13 protein-coding genes are annotated in these 16040 nt (G+C 74.2%); 9 read left to right on the plus strand and 4 right to left on the minus strand.

Translation table 11 applies throughout. The features are described 5' to 3' along the window. Positions 1-57: 57 nt before the first annotated feature. The 3 genes from ACY0MR_RS27135 to pgfA all read left to right on the plus strand — a co-directional run bounded on the left by ACY0MR_RS27135 (position 58) and on the right by pgfA (position 3300). Positions 58-1869 carry a lytic transglycosylase domain-containing protein gene (locus tag ACY0MR_RS27135; RefSeq protein WP_473555874.1) on the plus strand — a complete coding sequence of 604 codons (1812 nt, stop codon included), beginning with the start codon at positions 58-60 and terminating at the stop codon, positions 1867-1869. Positions 1870-2166: 297 nt separating this feature from the next. Next, on the plus strand, positions 2167-2307 hold the full coding sequence (locus ACY0MR_RS27140; RefSeq protein WP_362217256.1) for an SPW_0924 family protein: 141 nt from the start codon (positions 2167-2169) through the stop codon (positions 2305-2307). Between the two features lie 9 nt (positions 2308-2316). Continuing rightward, complete coding sequence (gene pgfA, locus ACY0MR_RS27145; protein ID WP_388802449.1) at positions 2317-3300, plus strand: cell envelope lipid trafficking protein PgfA; 984 nt, start codon at positions 2317-2319, stop codon at positions 3298-3300. On the opposite strand, the gene hrpB is transcribed toward pgfA, so the two are convergent. Both hrpB and ACY0MR_RS27155 read right to left on the minus strand, forming a co-directional pair. Further along, complete coding sequence (gene hrpB / locus ACY0MR_RS27150; protein WP_473555878.1) at positions 3284-5833, minus strand: ATP-dependent helicase HrpB; 2550 nt, start codon at positions 5831-5833, stop codon at positions 3284-3286. The genes pgfA and hrpB overlap by 17 nt on opposite strands. A gap of 127 nt (positions 5834-5960) precedes the next feature. Further along, complete coding sequence (locus ACY0MR_RS27155; RefSeq protein ID WP_388802455.1) at positions 5961-6800, minus strand: class I SAM-dependent methyltransferase; 840 nt, start codon at positions 6798-6800, stop codon at positions 5961-5963. Positions 6801-7144: 344 nt separating this feature from the next. On the opposite strand from ACY0MR_RS27155, the gene rpsA reads away from it, so the two are divergent. From rpsA to ACY0MR_RS27175, 4 genes are all read left to right on the plus strand, one after another. Continuing rightward, positions 7145-8659, plus strand: coding sequence for a 30S ribosomal protein S1 (rpsA, locus tag ACY0MR_RS27160; protein ID WP_030325237.1), 1515 nt, complete (start codon positions 7145-7147; stop codon positions 8657-8659). Between the two features lie 178 nt (positions 8660-8837). Next, positions 8838-9776, plus strand: a complete 939-nt coding sequence (locus tag ACY0MR_RS27165; protein ID WP_404079871.1) for a PAC2 family protein — start codon at positions 8838-8840, stop codon at positions 9774-9776. A gap of 31 nt (positions 9777-9807) precedes the next feature. After that, on the plus strand, positions 9808-10410 hold the full coding sequence (coaE, locus tag ACY0MR_RS27170; protein WP_473555881.1) for a dephospho-CoA kinase: 603 nt from the start codon (positions 9808-9810) through the stop codon (positions 10408-10410). A 49-nt stretch (positions 10411-10459) separates the two neighbouring features. Then, positions 10460-10828 carry a tetratricopeptide repeat protein gene (locus tag ACY0MR_RS27175; protein ID WP_148005297.1) on the plus strand — a complete coding sequence of 123 codons (369 nt, stop codon included), beginning with the start codon at positions 10460-10462 and terminating at the stop codon, positions 10826-10828. Between the two features lie 63 nt (positions 10829-10891). On the opposite strand, the gene ACY0MR_RS27180 is transcribed toward ACY0MR_RS27175, so the two are convergent. Both ACY0MR_RS27180 and ACY0MR_RS27185 read right to left on the minus strand, forming a co-directional pair. Further along, positions 10892-11161 (minus strand): DUF6343 family protein, encoded by a 270-nt coding sequence (locus ACY0MR_RS27180; protein WP_388802463.1) that lies wholly within the window; start codon positions 11159-11161, stop codon positions 10892-10894. 90 nt (positions 11162-11251) lie between these two features. Further along, on the minus strand, positions 11252-11590 hold the full coding sequence (locus ACY0MR_RS27185) for a hypothetical protein (RefSeq protein ID WP_361855228.1): 339 nt from the start codon (positions 11588-11590) through the stop codon (positions 11252-11254). A gap of 210 nt (positions 11591-11800) precedes the next feature. On the opposite strand from ACY0MR_RS27185, the gene ACY0MR_RS27190 reads away from it, so the two are divergent. Then, entirely contained in the window at positions 11801-14668 is a 2868-nt protein-coding gene (locus ACY0MR_RS27190; RefSeq protein WP_403316367.1) for a DEAD/DEAH box helicase, read from the plus strand. Next, the gene (locus tag ACY0MR_RS27195) at positions 14665-15933 is read left to right on the plus strand and encodes an SWIM zinc finger family protein (RefSeq protein ID WP_388802469.1); all 1269 of its coding nucleotides are present in this window, start codon (positions 14665-14667) and stop codon (positions 15931-15933) included. Before ACY0MR_RS27190 ends, ACY0MR_RS27195 begins: the two co-directional genes overlap by 4 nt. Positions 15934-16040 lie beyond the last annotated feature (107 nt).

Below are 16040 nucleotides of genomic sequence, written 5' to 3' on the forward strand. Positions count from 1 at the left end.
CCAGAGGTCTCGCGCGGGGAGCGCGGGACCTCAGTCGAGGGGGAAGGGACCACGGACATGTCAGCGCACTTGAGCCGCAGGCTGCGCAAGGGAGCCACCAGCGGTGCGGTGGTGGCGGCGGCGGTCGCCGCGCTCGCCGCCTCACAGGCGCCGGAGATGATCCCGCCACCCACCGACAACGCGGGCGGAGACCGTGCCATCGGCGCCGGGGACACGACGTCGCCGTCCGGCGACGGCTCCGCCACCGGCAACTCGCCGTACTACACGGAACTGCCGCCGCTGAACACGCCGAACAAGCCCGGGGCGCCCTCCGCCAACGTGCCGGTGATCACCGGCCCCGCCCAGGCCGGCATACCCGCGTCCGTACTCGCCGCCTACCAGCGCGCCGAGCAGTCGATCCGCTCGACCAACCCCGCCTGCAACCTGCCCTGGCAGCTGCTCGCCGGCATCGGCAAGGTCGAGTCCGGGCAGGCGCGCGGCGGCCGGGTGAACGCCGACGGCACCACCCTCTCCCCGATCCTCGGCCCCGTCCTCAACGGCGTCGGATTCGCCAACATCTCCGACACCGACGGCGGCGCCTTCGACGGCGACCGCACCCACGACCGCGCCGTCGGCCCGATGCAGTTCATCCCGTCCACCTGGGCCACCTGGGGCCAGGACGCGAACAGCGACGGGAAGAAGGACCCGAACAACATCTACGACGCCGCGCAGGCCGCCGGTCTCTACCTCTGCGCCAACGACCGCAACCTCGCGCTCAAGGCCGACCTCGACCGCGCGATCCTCAGCTACAACCGCTCGACGGAGTACCTGAACACGGTCACGTCGTGGTTCGAGTACTACCGGCGCGGCACCCACCAGATCCCGGACGGCACGGGCGTGCTGCCGGTCGACCGGAGCGACGGCCGCACCCGCCACCCCGGCACCACGACGCCGTTCACGCCGGCGCCGACCACGCCCGCTCCGACGCCGTCCGGGACGGGCGCGCCGAAGCCGGACCCGACGAAGCCCGACCCGACGAAGCCGGGCCCCACGAAGCCGCCGACCAAGCCGACGACGCCGGTGAAGCCCCCGGTCACGCCGCCGACGAAGCCGCCGGTTCCGCCCGTCGTGCCGCCGGCCGTGAAGGTCGCGCGCCTCGCGGCCGTCTCCACCGGGTCCCTCACCGCACCCACCGAGACCTCCTTCGCCAAGACCCCGACGGTCGCCGCGCTCGACGCCGCCGGCGCGCCGATCGCCGGCGTGGTCGTCCGCTTCGAGATCACCGGCACCACCGACACCCGCTTCCCCGGCGGTGGCACGACCGCGAACGTCACCACGGGCTCGGCCGGACTCGCCGCCGCCCCCGCCCTGCGGGCCGGCGAGAAGACCGGAACGTTCACGGTCAAGGCCACCGTCGTCGGCCGCGGCATCGAGGCCACCCGGTTCACCGCGACCGTCACCGAACGGCAGGCCGACGCCCTCGTCCGGGTCGGCGGCGACCCGCTGACGGCCACCACCGGCACCACGTTCGCCCAGTCCGTGCAGCTGAAGGCCACCCTGAAGGGCGCCCTCGCCCCCGGCGTCCTCGTCACGGCGGTGATCGCCGACGCCGAAGGCACCACGGCGAGCACCGACGGCCCGACCTTCAAGGACGGCACCCGCACGCTCGCCCTCAAGGCCGACGCGAACGGCCTGGTCTCGCTGCCGGCCATCCTCGCGGGCGACAAGGCCGGCGCGTACGTGCTCCTCCTCACCGCGCCCGGCGGTGCCACCACGGAGATCAAGCTGACGGTCGAGTCGCCCACCGCGACGCCGAGCCCCGACGCGACCCCGGAGCCGACCCCGTCCGGCACCGGCTCGCCCGAGGCCTCCCCCTCGCCCTCGGCCTGACCCTCCGTCCTCCCCGCCCCACCCCACGCGCCGCCTCTCCGCCCCCACCGGGCGGGGGAGCGGCGCTCGGCGTCTCCCGCCTCGGACGGACGCCTCCAGCGGGAGGCCCGCGGACGCGCGGCGGCATCGGGAACCCCGCGCCGCCGGCCGCACGGCGGCAGCCGGACTCCCGCGCCACCGGCCCCGCGGCACCGGGATCCCCGCGCGGGACGGTGCAACGTGTTCTCATCTCGCGGTCGCGTTGCTACGGTGCCCCCGCCCTGACGACCTATCAGATCGCATCCCGGGAGGCCGACCATGCGCGCCCTCGTCGCCGCCGCCATCGGACTCGCCCCAGTCCTCCTCTTCGCCCTCCTCGTCTCCGTGGTCGATCTGCCGCCCGACGGGCCCACCTCGCCCAAGCCCCTGCTGACCGCCGACCCCGGCCCCAAGAAGTAGGGAGCGACCGTGCGCCGCCGAGCCAGCCTCGTCCTCCTCGCCCTCGCCGTCTTCTGCGCGGCGATGGCCCCGACCCTGCGCTGGTACGCCTTCCCCCGGCTGGCGAAGATCCCGCCGAACCAGTACCAGGAGACCGTCCTGGAGGCGAAGCCCGCGACCCTGCTCGACTACACGACCCTCAAGGCGGAGAAGGTCGACAAGATCACGATCATCCAGACCCTCAAGGGCAACGTGGAGGAGTCGCGGCGCATCGAACGCGACGCCGGACGCGATGTCGTCGTCTGGGACGCCCTCGCCTACATCACCGGCCCCGACGGAAAGATGGTCTCCAAGGTCCCCGAGCGCTACATCTTCGACGCCCACACCCAGGACCCCGTCAACGCCACCGGCGAGTCCGTCGACGGCGACCCGGTCCGGCGCGAGGGCATCGAGTTCAAGTGGCCCTTCCTCACCGAGAAGCGGGACTACCAGTACTTCGACGCCCAGACCCGCACCTCGTCCCCCATCCACTACCGCGGCACCCGCACCTTCCGGGGCACGGAGGTCTACTACTTCGAGCAGACCATCCCCTGGACCGAGGTCCCCATGCCCAAGACCATGCCGGTCAAGGGCATCACCCCGCAGCTTCTCGCCGACTCCGGCCTGACCCGCTGGTACACCACCAAGCGGATGTTCTGGGTCGAGCCGGTCACCGGCGCCCCCGTGAACGGCGAGGAGATCCACAAGGAGGAACTCCGCAACGCCAAGGCCCTCATGGGCCGCGACACCCTCACCGTCTTCGAGGGGCACGTGAAGATGCGCGAGGACTACGTCCGGAGCGTCGGCGAGATGGTCTCCTCCAACCGCCTCACGGTCCTCCTGCTCGTCTCCTACCTCCCCTGGAGTCTCACCCTCCTCGCCCTGCTGCTCCTCGCCCTCGCCCTCTGGCTGGAGGCCCGCTCCCGCCGCCCCGCACCGGCCCCCGCGACCGCCCCGCTCACCCCTCCCGTCTGAGCCGCGCGCTCGTGAACCGCGTCGCCTCCGCCGCGGACGGATCCTCCGGCCACGGGTGCTTCGGGTACCGCCCCCGCAACTCCGCCCGCACCGACCGGTAGCCGTCCCGCCAGAACGACGCCAGGTCGGCGGTGACCGCCGCCGGCCGCCCGGCGGGGGAGAGGAGGTGGACCAGCACCGGAACCCCCGCCACCCGGGGCGTCTCGGCCAGACCGAACATCTCCTGGAGCTTCACCGCGAGCACCGGCCGCTCCCCGCCGTACTCCACCCGGATCCGCGAACCGCTCGGCACCTCGATCCGCTCCGGCGCCAGCTCGCCCAGCCGGCCCGCCTCGCCCGACGCCCACGGCAGCAGCCGCCGCAGGGCCTCACCGGCATCGATCCGAGCCAGATCGGCCCGCCGGGCGGCCCGGGACAGCTCCGGCTCCAGCCACTCCCCGGCCCGCTCCAGCAGCGCCCCGTCCGTCACCTCCGGCCAGGGGTCCCCCACCTCCCGGTGGAGGAAGGCGAGCCGCGCCCGCAGCTCCCCGGCCTCCCGGCCCCACCGCAGCAGCCCGAGCCCCTCGCGCCGCAGCCCGTCGAGCAGCGCCTCCCGCACGAGCTCCGGCTCCGCTCCCGCCCCGAGCGGCCGGACCGTCAACTCCACCGCGCCGAGCCGGTCCACCGACCGCGCGACCACGTCCCCGTCCTCCCAGCGGACCTCCTCGCCGGTCGACCGCAGATGCCCGGCCGCCCGCCGCGCCATGTCCTCGTCCACCACGGCCGCCAGCCGCACCCGCGCCGTCGCGTCCCTGGCGGTGCGGTCCGCCACCGCCACGGCCAGCCACGGCGCGGTCCGCAGCCCGGACCCCTCGCCGAGCCGGGCACCACTCCCCGACACCATCAGATAGCCCCCCTGCTCGCGCGCCCTCGCCACCCGCTCCGGGAACGCCAGCGCCGTCACCAGACCCGCCACGGCGTCCTCCCCGCCCGCCGGCCCCGCGGGCGCTCCCCGCCCGCCCGCCTCCTCCGCCACCGACCGCTCCAGACGGCGCGCCTCCGCCTTCCACCGACCGCCGTACCCGTCGCCACCCCGGCGGGCGGCACGCCAGGCGGCCGCCAGATCGTCCCCGTAGTCGCGCGGCGGCTCCTCGCTGAGCAGCGCCACCACCTCCGCCGCGCGCCGCACCCCCACCTCGGGCGCGCCGTCCAGCAGCGCCCGGCCGAGCCGGGGGTGGAGCCCGAGCCGGGACATCCGCACCCCCCGGTCGGTGGCCCGCCCCGCCCCGTCCACGGCGCCGATCGAGCCGAGGACCGAGCGGGCCGCCGCCATCGCCCCGGCCGGCGGCGCGTCGAGCAGGGCGAGCCCCTCCGCCGTCGGGTCGCCCCAGCAGGCGGCCCGCAGGGCGAAGTCCGCCAGGTCGGCGACCCTGATCTCCGGCGAGGGGAAGCGCGGCCTGACCCCGTCGCCCGCCTCCGCCCAGCACCGGTAGACGAACCCGGCGGCCTCACGGCCCGCCCGGCCGAGCCGCTGGGTCGCCGTCGCCTCCGAGACCACCACCGTCGCCAGCGAGCCGAGACCCCGGGCATGGTCCGTGCGGGGCTCCCGGGCCAGCCCCGAGTCCACGACGATCCGCACCCCCGGCACCGTCAGGCTCGACTCCGCCACCGACGTCGCGAGCACCACCCTGCGCCGCCCGCCGGGCTCCGCACCCCGCAGCACCGCGTCCTGCACCTCGGCCGGCGCCCGGCCGTGCAGCTGGAGCACCTCCGCGCCGACGTCCGCCAGCATCCCGGCCGTCCGCGCGATCTCCCCCGTGCCCGGCAGGAAGCAGAGGACGTCCCCCTCGTGCCGCTCCAGCGCCAGCCGCACCGTCGCGGCCACGTGCCGCAGCAGCGCCGGATCCACCCAGGTGCCGTGCGCCGGCCGGACGCCCGACGGCGGCGCCTCGTAGAACACCCGGCAGCCGTGGCCCTCGCCCGTGCTCCGCACCACCGGCGCGGGCCCCCCGTCGTCCAGGGACGTCAGCAGCTCGGCCCAGGCCGCCGCGTCGCTCGTCGCCGACGCGGCGATCAGCCTCAACTCGGGCCGCAGGGCGGCCCGCACGTCCACCAGGAACGCCATCGCCGTGTCGGCGTCCAGGTGCCGCTCGTGGCACTCGTCGAGCAGCACCACGTCGACCCCCGCCAGCTCCGGATCGCGCTGGAGCCGCTGCAGCAGGATGCCCGTGGTCACCACCTCGACCCGGGTCGAGGGGCCCGCCCGCCGCTCACCGCGCACCGAGAAGCCGACCGCGCCGCCGACCTCCTCGCCGAGCAGCCACGCCATCCGCCGCGCCGCCGCCCGCACGGCCATCCGCCGCGGCTCGGCGACCAGGACCCGCCGCCGCGGTCCCTCCCCTATGAGACCCGCCAGCGCGAGCGGCACCAGCGTCGTCTTGCCCGTACCGGGAGGCGCGGACAACACGGCCGCACCGCGCCGGTCGAGTGCGCTCAGCAGCTCGGGGACGGCGTGGCGGACGGGGAGACGGTCGAGTGCGTCGTTTCGGATCACGCACTCAGTCTCGTACGCGACGCGAGAAGGCGGGCCCCGTCATCCACAGGACCCACCTTTAAGTACGACAAGCACACAGGCGCGGACCGGTCGCAGGCGACGTCCGGATCCCCGGGGGCGCGGCCCGCTACTCCGCGCGCTCGCAGACGAAGATCGCCGTCCCCGGGATCAGGTTCCCCCGCAGCGGGGACCAGCCGCCCCACTCCTGACCGTTCCACTCCGGCCACTCCGGCTCGACCAGGTCGACCAGCCGGAACCCGCCGGCCACCACGTCCCGCACCCGGTCGCCGATCGTCCGGTGGTGCTCCACGTACACCGCCCGCCCCTGCTCGTCCTGCTCCACGTACGGCGTGCGGTCGAAGTACGAGGCCGCGACCGAGAGGCCCTCGGGACCGGGCTCGTCCGGGAACGCCCAGCGGATCGGATGCGTCACCGAGAACACCCAGCGGCCGCCCGGCCGCAGCACCCGCCGCACCTCCCGGAACACCTTCACCGGATCGGCGACGAACGGCACCGCGCCGTACGCCGAGCACGCCAGGTCGAAGGAGCCGTCCCGGAAGGGCAGCACCCCGGCGTCCGCCTCCACCAGCGGCAGGTCCCCGCCGATCCGCAGCGCGTGCTGGAGCTGCCGGTGCGAGAGGTCCAGGGCCACCGGCCGCGCCCCCCGGGCCGCCAGCCAGCGCGAGCACTGCGCGGCGCCCGCCCCGATCTCCAGGACGTCGAGGCCCTTGAGGGAGGAGACCGGACCGAGGAGCCCGGCGTCCTCCTCGTCGAGCCCCTCGGGACCCCAGACGAACCGGTCGTCGCCCAGGAACGATCCGTGGTCGTTCTGGTACTCGTCGGCGTTCCTGTCCCACCAGCCGCGGCTCGCCCGGCTGCTCTCCGCGTCCCCCGCGTCACGCCGTGTCGCCTCGGCCTCGTCCTCGGCAGAGGAGGGGGCCACTTCGTGCTCGTACTCTTGGTTCATCTCGCCCGCCGATGTAGTTTGCGCTCAGTGCCGCCGTGTGCGGATCCCGCCGATGCGGCGTGGAAGCGCACGAGTTGGTGCCGGAGTTGAGCAGATCTGCCCCGGGTGCGCGCTTCGCGCATTGACCCTGTCCGGCCGCCCCCGTATGCTAAAGGTTGCGCTGCGGGCCTGCGCGCCTCAGACGGAGCAGGCCGCGCTCGCACCTGTTGTATGTCCCCTCGGTTTTCGAGGCTCCTCCTTCACGGGAAGCGAGCCTCATTGGCTGTCCGGCTTCTTGGTGCGATACGGGCTCTCGGCGTAGCAGTACCTACGACTTTCTGTCCGTAACCGGAGCCCTTTCCCACATGACGAGCAGCACCGAGACCACCGCCACCAGCACCACCCCGCAGGTTGCGGTCAACGACATCGGTAACGAGGAAGCCTTCCTCGCCGCGATCGACGAGACGATCAAGTACTTCAACGACGGCGACATCGTCGACGGCGTCATCGTGAAGGTCGACCGGGACGAGGTCCTGCTCGACATCGGTTACAAGACCGAAGGTGTCATCCCGAGCCGCGAGCTCTCGATCAAGCACGACGTCGACCCGAACGAGGTCGTCAAGGTCGGCGACGAGATCGAGGCCCTGGTTCTCCAGAAGGAGGACAAGGAAGGCCGCCTGATCCTCTCGAAGAAGCGTGCCCAGTACGAGCGCGCCTGGGGCACCATCGAGAAGATCAAGGAAGAGGACGGCATCGTCACCGGTACCGTCATCGAGGTCGTCAAGGGTGGTCTCATCCTCGACATCGGCCTCCGTGGCTTCCTGCCGGCCTCCCTCGTCGAGATGCGTCGCGTCCGCGACCTCCAGCCCTACGTGGGCAAGGAGCTCGAGGCGAAGATCATCGAGCTGGACAAGAACCGCAACAACGTGGTCCTGTCCCGCCGTGCCTGGCTCGAGCAGACCCAGTCCGAGGTCCGCCAGACCTTCCTCACGACCCTCCAGAAGGGTCAGGTCCGCTCCGGCGTCGTGTCCTCGATCGTCAACTTCGGTGCCTTCGTGGACCTGGGCGGCGTCGACGGCCTCGTGCACGTCTCCGAGCTGTCCTGGAAGCACATCGACCACCCCTCCGAGGTCGTCGAGGTCGGCCAGGAGGTCACCGTCGAGGTTCTCGACGTGGACATGGACCGCGAGCGCGTCTCCCTGTCGCTGAAGGCGACGCAGGAGGACCCGTGGCAGCAGTTCGCCCGGACCCACCAGATCGGTCAGGTCGTCCCGGGTAAGGTCACCAAGCTGGTTCCGTTCGGTGCGTTCGTCCGCGTGGACGAGGGCATCGAGGGTCTGGTCCACATCTCCGAGCTGGCCGAGCGCCACGTGGAGATCCCGGAGCAGGTCGTCCAGGTCAACGACGAGATCTTCGTCAAGGTCATCGACATCGACCTCGAGCGTCGTCGCATCAGCCTCTCGCTGAAGCAGGCCAACGAGTCCTTCGGTGCCGACCCGGCCTCGGTCGAGTTCGACCCGACCCTGTACGGCATGGCCGCGTCCTACGACGACCAGGGCAACTACATCTACCCCGAGGGCTTCGACCCCGAGACCAACGACTGGCTCGAGGGCTTCGAGACCCAGCGCGAGGCCTGGGAGACCCAGTACGCCGAGGCGCAGGCTCGCTTCGAGCAGCACCAGGCTCAGGTCATCAAGTCCCGCGAGGCCGACGAGGCCGCCGCTGCCGAGGGCGCTGCCGCCCCGGCCGCCGGTGGCAACGCCGGTGCGGGCATCTCGGGTGGTTCGTACTCCTCGGAGTCGGACGACAACTCCGGCGCCCTGGCGTCGGACGAGGCGCTCGCCGCCCTGCGCGAGAAGCTGGCCGGCGGCCAGAGCTGAACAGGCTCTCCGCTGAGCGCTAGCCGCTAGCGAACCGAGGCCCGCTCCCCTTCCGGGGGAGCGGGCCTCCGTCGTGTCCCGGGGGCCTCGCCCGCACCCGTACGGAAGATCACGCCGTCCGGGAATGGCCCTGCCGCGCGAGACGTTCCCAGAGAGAACACGAGGAGGAGCGGTAATCGTGCTTGATCCCCAGGATTTGTACGAATGGGACGCCAAGGGCCTGGCCGTCGTCGACCTGGCACTGGCGCAGGAGTCGGCCGGGCTGGTCATGCTGTACCACTTCGACGGCTACATCGACGCGGGCGAGACCGGCGAGCAGATCGTCGAAGGCCTGCTCGACACCCTGCCCCACCAGCTCGTGGCCCGGTTCGACCACGACCGGCTCGTGGACTACCGAGCCCGCCGCCCGCTGCTGACCTTCCGGCGCGACCGCTGGACCGCGTACGAGACGCCGTCCATCGAGGTCCGCCTCGTCCAGGACGCCACCGGCGCCCCCTTCCTCGTCCTCTCCGGCCCGGAGCCCGACGTGGAGTGGGAGCGGTTCGCCACGGCCGTCCGGCAGATCATCGAGCGCCTCGGCGTACGCCTCTCCGTGAACTTCCACGGCATCCCCATGGGCGTGCCCCACACCCGGCCCGTCGGCCTCACCCCGCACGGCAGCCGCACCGACCTGATGCCGGGCCACCGCAGCCCCTTCGACGAGGCCCAGGTCCCCGGCAGCGCCGAGGCCCTCGTCGAGTACCGGCTGACCGAGGCCGGCCACGACACGCTCGGCGTCGCCGCGCACGTCCCGCACTACGTCGCCCGCTCCCCGTACCCGGACGCGGCGCTGACCGCCCTCGAAGCCGTGACGGCCGCCACCGGTCTCGTCCTGCCGGCGGTCGCGCACGCGCTGCGGACCGAGGCCCGCCGCACCCAGACCGAGATCGACCGCCAGATCGGGGAGGGCGACGAGGAACTGGTCGCGCTCGTCCAGGGCCTCGAGCACCAGTACGACGCGGCGGCCGGCGCGGAGACCCGCGGCAGCCTGGTCGCCGAGCCCGTCGACCTGCCGTCGGCGGACGAGCTGGGCCGGGAGTTCGAGCGCTTCCTGGCCGAGCGGGAGGGCGACTCCTGACCCGCCCGGGGCAGGCCCTAAGCTGCCGCTCATGCTGAAGGTGGGCCTGACCGGCGGGATCGGCGCCGGCAAGAGCGAAGTGTCACGGCTGCTCGTCTCGTACGGAGCCGTGCTGATCGACGCGGACCGGATCGCCCGCGAGGTCGTCGATCCCGGGACACCGGGGCTCGCCGCCGTCGTGGAGGCCTTCGGGGACGACGTCCTCACCGCCGAGGGGACGCTCGACCGACCCCGGCTCGGCTCCCTCGTGTTCTCCGACGCCGACCGGCTCGCCACCCTCAACGCCATCGTCCACCCCCTGGTCGGGGCCCGGTCGGCGGAGCTGGAGGGCCAGGCGGCCCCGGGGGACGTCGTCGTCCACGACGTACCCCTGCTCGCCGAGAACGGGCTCGCACCGCTGTACGACCTGGTCGTCGTCGTGGACGCCTCCCCGGAGACCCGGCTCGACCGGCTCGTACGGCTCCGGGGGATGGCCGAGTCCGAGGCCCGCGCCCGGATGTCTGCCCAGGCCACGCGCGCGGACCGGCTGGCCGTCGCGGACCTCGTGATCGACAACGACGGACCGCTCGACGCGCTCGAACCGCAGGTGCGGAAGGTCTGGGACGAGCTGGAGCGGCGCGCGTCGGCGGAATGAGGGTGCCCGGTCCGGTGTTCAAGCACCGGACGAGGGGAAGGATGCCATGGTGGCCGACAGTAATCCGGAAACGCACGTCATCGACTTCCGCGCAGCCGAGCACCTGCTGGCCGCGCGGGACCCTCGTGGCGCGGTGAAGCTCCTGGACTCCGTGATCGCCGCCCATCCCGAGAACACGGCGGCGCGGCTGCTGCGGGCCCGGGCCTTCTTCGCGGCCGCGCAGCTGCGACCCGCGCAGCTGGAGTTCGAGCTGGTCCTGGAGCGCGAGCCGGACAACGCCTTCGCGCACTTCGCCCTCGCCCGCACCTTCGAGCGCTCCGGTCTGACCGCCCAGGCCACCCGGCACTTCCGTCTCGCGGCCGCACTCGACCCCAAGCCGGAGTACCTCCAGGCCGCCGGATTCGACACGGAGAAGTAGCCCGGCCGGCCTCCCGGCCCCCGGGGCGCACCCGTCCCGTCGGCCGTCCGCACCCGCCGGTGCTCAGCGTCGCGGGCCGTCGTGGTCCGGCTCGTACGGCGGGACGTCCCGGCCCGGCTGCCAGTGCGGGCCCTGGCGGATGTGGCGCACCACCATCGCCAGGTCGACCAGCACCACCAGGAACAGCACGCCGCAGGCCGCGGCCCAGCCGGGCCGGCCGAGCAGCGCGAACGCCGTCGTCCCGAAGGCGGCCCAGAGCAGCCCCCACAGACCCAGCCAGAAGCGCATGCGCAGGGGGCTGCGCGCGGTCGCCGGCTCGTTCCCGGAACGCATGACGGTCACCCTCTCCCGTCCGAGCCCCGAAGGGGCTCTTCCAGGGTGGACCCGGCGGCGGGGCGGAGGGAACCGGCGAGCGCGTGGCCGCTAGTGGATCACGTTGTAGCTGCGCCACGGCAGGGCGCCCGGCGCGACCCGGTAGCTGGTGTTCATGGGGAGGTAGATGTTGTGCTTCCCCTTGCAGTCGCGCGTCGGGTACAGCCGGATGTCGACCAGGGTGTTGTTCTCGACCCGGTGGACCCCGCTCGGGGCGAGGAGGCGGTGGCAGCCGTTCACCGAGGGGCTCGTCACGGTCACCACGACCTCGCGATCCGTCTCGTACGAGAGCGTGCCGACCATCGTGCGGCCCAGGCTCGAACAGCCGGCGACGGCGAAGGTGAGCAGCACGGCCCCGGTGGCGGTCGTGAGACGCCGGCGAACGGACATGTCGGTTCCTCTTCTGTCGGAGTCCGGGTCTGCGTTCCTGCGCGCACCTCGGGTGCACCCGGTTTCAGGCCACCCTCGCGCCCCGGACGGCCCCTGTCATCCGCTGGTGGGCCGCTCGGGCGAACCCGCCTGGCGGCCGTTGTCAGACCCCCGCCGTAAGGTCGGAGGTCCGGTGGACGTCCGCCGGCCGGAGGGAAGGAGCGCGGAGCCGTGGCACACACCTGGACGAGCGGCGCCGCCGTCTTCCTGCCCGCCGCACTGCCCCGTGAGGGCCGGATCGCCCTCTGGGCACCCGACGGCGGTGCGCTGCCGGACCCGGCGGAGAGCGGTGCGGAGCGCGTCGAGCTGACCGTCGCCCGGCGGCACGGCAGCGGTGCGCGGAGCCGGTCCGTCCCCGCCCTGGTCCTGCCGGTCGCCGCCGCGCTGCCCCACCTCGTCGCGGCCCGACGCCATCCGGCCGCCCACCCGGCGACCGCGGCCTGGGGCGCCGCCGCCCTGCACGCCCTGCACCTGGTCGCCCGCGGTCGGATGCTGCCGGGACTGACCTCCGACGACCTGGACGCCTGGCGGGCCGGGCCCCTGGACGCCGACGACATCGCCCACCTGAGGGCCGTGGCCGCGGCCCTGCCGTTCGAGGGGCACGCCGTGCCCGTCCCCGGGCGCGGACCGCTGCGGCTGCCCGATCCCGAGGCGCTGGTGCGGGCCTTCCTCGACGCGGTCGCCGACGTGCTTCCGCGGACCCCGGCCGCCGCCCACGCGGTGGGGGCGCCGTTCGCCGCGCGGGCGCCCCAGCACCTCCCGCGCGCCCGTGCCTGGGCGGCCGAGGCGGCTGCCGGGATGGACGCGGGCGTCCGCGTCTCGCTCCGCCTGGACTTCTCGCCGTACGAACTGTTCGACGCCTCCCCGGACGCCGGAGCGGACGGGAGCGGCGCCGACGGGAGCACCCGCGGCGAGCGGCACGCGGCCGCCGCGCTCCTCCAGGTCCACAGCCTCGCCGACCCCACCCTCGTCATCGACGCCACGGCGCTGTGGGCCGGCGACGGCGAGCACTTCGGGCCCCGCGCCCGGATCGACGCCGTCCTCGCCCTGCGCCGGGCCGGCCGCGTCTGGCCCCCGCTCGCCCGGCTCCTGGAGCGGGACGTGCCCGACGTCCTCGCCGTCACCGAGGACGAGCTGTACGAACTGCTCGGCCCCGCCGCCGCCCGGCTCGCCGACGCCGGCGTCGCCGTGCACTGGCCGCGCGAGCTCGCCCGCTCCCTCAGCGCCTCCGCCGTGGTCAGCACCGCCCACGCCGCGCCCGGCTCGGCGACCGACGGCACCGCGTTCTTCGACAGCGAGGAACTCCTGAGGTTCAACTGGCAGCTCGCCCTCGACGGAGACCCGCTCACCGAGCGGGAGATGGACCACCTCGCCGAGGCCCACCGGCCGATCGTGCGCCTGCGGGACCAGTGGGTCGTCGTCGACCCCGACCTCGTCCGCAAGGCGCGCAAGCGAGAGCTCGGCCTGCTCGAACCGGTCGACGCCCTCGCCGTCGCCCTCACCGGCACCGCCGAGGTGGACGGGGAGACCGTGCCGGCCGTGCCCGTCGGGGCGCTCGCCGTGCTCCGCGACCGGCTCCTCGCGGGCCCCGAGGACGTACAGGCCCCGCCCGGACTCACCGCCACCCTCCGCGACTACCAGCTGCGCGGGCTCGCCTGGCTGGACCTGATGACCTCGCTCGGCCTCGGCGGCTGCCTCGCCGACGACATGGGCCTCGGCAAGACCGTCACCCTCATCGCCCTGCACCTGCGCCGTGCCCGGCGCGCCCCCACCCTCGTGGTCTGCCCGGCCTCCCTCCTCGGCAACTGGCAGCGCGAGGTGGGCAGGTTCGCGCCCGACGTGCCCGTCCGCCGCTTCCACGGCGCCGAGCGCGACCTCGACGGCGTCGACGGCGGGTTCGTCCTCACCACCTACGGGACCCTGCGGACGAGCGCCGCCGAACTGGCCGGACGGGAATGGGGGATGGTCGTCGCGGACGAGGCGCAGCACGTCAAGAACCCGTTCTCGGCGACCGCGCGGGCCCTGCGGGAGATCCCCGCGCCCGCCCGCGTCGCCCTCACCGGCACCCCCGTGGAGAACAACCTCTCCGAACTCTGGGCGCTGCTCGACTGGACCACCCCCGGCCTCCTCGGTCCCCTCAAGGCCTTCCGCTCCCGGCACGCCCGTGCCGTCGAGAACCACGAGGAGATCGAGCACGAGGAGGCCGTCGAGCGGCTGGCCCGGCTCGTGCGGCCCTTCCTGCTGCGCCGCCGCAAGTCCGACCCCGGCATCGTGCCCGAGCTGCCGCCGAAGACGGAGTCCGACCACCCCGTCTCCCTCACCCGGGAGCAGGCCTCGCTGTACGAGGCGGTCGTCCGCGAGACCATGGCGCGGATCGAGGAGGCCCGGGGCATCGCCCGCCGCGGCCTCGTCATGGCCCTGCTGACCTCGCTCAAGCAGATCTGCAACCACCCGGCGCAGTACCTGAAGGAGGAGGCGCCGCGGGGCAGCGGCACCGCGCGCCTGGCGGGCCGCTCCGGGAAGCTCGCCCTGCTCGACGAACTCCTCGACACGATCCTCGCCGAGGACGGCTCGGTGCTCGTCTTCACGCAGTACGTGACGATGGCACGGCTGCTCGCCGACCACCTGGCCGCGCGCGGCATCCCGGCCCAACTCCTCCACGGCGGGACGCCGGTGGCGGAGCGGGAGCGCATGGTCGACCGCTTCCAGGCCGGCGAGGTCCCGGTCTTCCTGCTCTCCCTCAAGGCCGCGGGCACCGGCCTCAACCTCACCCGGGCCGGCCATGTCGTGCACTACGACCGCTGGTGGAACCCGGCCGTGGAGGAGCAGGCCACCGACCGGGCCTACCGCATCGGGCAGACCCAGCCCGTGCAGGTCCACCGGCTCGTCGCGGAGGGCACCGTCGAGGACCGGATCGGCGAGATGCTCCGCGCGAAGCGGGCCCTGGCCGACGCCGTCCTCGGCTCCGGCGAGGCGGCCCTCACCGAGCTCACCGACCGGGAGCTCGCCGACCTGGTGTCCCTGAGGAGGCCGTCGTGACCACCCCCAGGGGCGCGCGCGGAGCGGTGCCCCGCCACGACGACCGCCGCCGCAGCTTCCCCCCGGTCGCACCCCGCGAGGCCCCCGACGGCAGGTTCGCCGCCACCTGGTGGGGGAACGCCTGGGTGGACGCCCTGGAGGACACCGCCCTCGACCCGGCGCGCCTCGCCCGCGGCAAGGCGTACGCGGGGCGCGGCCACGTCGACGCGATCACCGTCACCCCCGGCCGGGTCGTCGCCTACGTGCACGGCAGCAGGCCCCGCCCCTACCGCACCGAGATCAGGATGCGGACCCTCGGCGACGACGGCTGGGAGCGGTTCCTCGACCAGGTCGCCGCCCGCCCCGACCACATCGCCGCCCTGCTCGACAAGGACGTGCCGCACGCCCTGGAGGCGGTCACCGGACTGCTGCCCGCCCCGGGCGACCTCGTGCCCGACTGCTCCTGCCCGGACGACGGCTACCCCTGCAAGCACGCCGCCGCCCTCTGCTACCAGGCCGCCCGGCTCCTCGACGAGGACCCGTTCGTCCTGTTCCTGATGCGGGGCCGGGGGGAGCAGGAACTGCTCGCCGAGCTGACCCGGCGCAACGCCGCGCTGTCCGCCGCGGAGACGACCGCCGCCGCGCCCCCGATGCCGACCGTCCCCGCCCGGGCCGTGCTCGACGCGGCGGACCGGACCGGGCCGGCGCTGCCCGCCCCGCTGCCGCCGCCCGACCGGCCCGGCCGCCCCGCCGTCTTCCCGCCCGACCCGCACGCCCCCGACCCGCTCGCCCTGGACCTCCTCGCCTCCGAAGCGGCCGTCCGCGCCCATGCCTTCCTCACCACCGGGCAGGATCCGGTGGCCGCGCTCACCCCGTGGCAGGACGCCGTGCGGCTGGCCGCCGCGCACCCCGGGTCCGGGCTCACCGCCTCGACCCGGGCCCTCTACCGGGACCTGGCGTACGCCCTGGACCGCACCCCGACCGACCTCGCCCGGGCCGTCGCCGCGTGGCGGCAGGGCGGCGCCTCGGGCCTCTCCGTACTGGAGGAGCCGTGGGATCCGCCGGCGGGACCGTTCGACCGGGCGAGACCCGCCCTGATCGCCGCCGACTTCCCCGCCTTCCGCCCCTGGCGCAACCGGCTCTCCACCGAGTCGCTCCAGCTCCGCCTCGGCCGGGACGGGCTCTGGTACGGCTACGAGTCGGACGCCGGCCGTGAGGACTGGTGGCCGCGCGGCGCCCCCGACCTCGACCCGGTCGGCGCGCTCACCGATCTCCTGGGGCGCTGACCCACACTCGAACGGGGCCCACTCGATGGAGTGAAACCCGTCAACGGCAGGATCCGGCACGTGCGTTTGTCGCGTTGATTCCGGTACGGGCACTTGCCCGCACACCT

The organism is Streptomyces sp. JN8 (assembly GCF_055808075.1).